This is a genomic window from Oleiphilus sp. HI0067 (assembly GCF_001635735.1).
The window spans coordinates 1-722 of the sequence record NZ_LWFI01000934.1 but is presented as its reverse complement, the minus strand read 5'-3'; the positions used below and the strand labels follow the sequence as shown (position 1 = coordinate 722).

General features: G+C 36.1%; 1 pseudogene. It reads right to left on the bottom strand.

Annotation, left to right across the window (positions count from 1 at the left end):
- Positions 1–145: 145 nt before the first annotated feature.
- Positions 146–722, bottom strand: a pseudogene (locus tag A3739_RS29915) (amino acid ABC transporter substrate-binding protein); the annotation flags it as partial.

The following is a 722-nucleotide window of genomic DNA, read 5'->3' as shown; positions in this document are numbered from 1 at the left end:
TCCTCAGGACTATAAGGAATAGTACTTTAGAAAACTAGAGAACGTTTAGATTTCTAGGACCATACCGTCTGTCTCCTTTTTTGCTTTACCGGACCTAGAGAAAACACCAACCTTATACCCTCAGCACTCCCTCACACCATGTAAATTAAAAACGGTACCAAAGTTTTTTATCCTGTAGTGGATCTGCTTCAGACAAATTTGGATTAGATATCGAGTAAACTTTCCGATTTTTAAGATTTGTGTCCCCAATGATTTGTTCATGATAAGACAAAAAATATTGTTCGAATTTCCCTTTTTCTATTAATTTATGAAGCCCTGTTTCAATGCGCTTCGCCAACTGCGGTTTCTTAGGTGATACAAAGAAGTACGTGGGTAGGGGAATATAAACTGCTATCCCAGATTCAATAGTTAGGTTGGGGTGAAATTTTTTCTGGATATTGTATTCAGAAATAATTTCATTTACTCCTCTTCCTAAAGTAAGAAATCTTTTCTTATCCAGCATATCAAACAATCCGTCATAATTATTTCCTATGACAACTTCGAACCCTGCATTTTCCATTATTTTAGCTGTCGACCATCCTACCCCTGAACCCGTTGGGAATTTCATAAATTGCTGCAATGAATTTGTTTTAGCAATAACTGCTTGGTCGTCTTTGTTTATGAAGAATAATCGATATCCTTGGATTCCTTTTCGTATAGGAATACGAACGACAAGTAGTTTT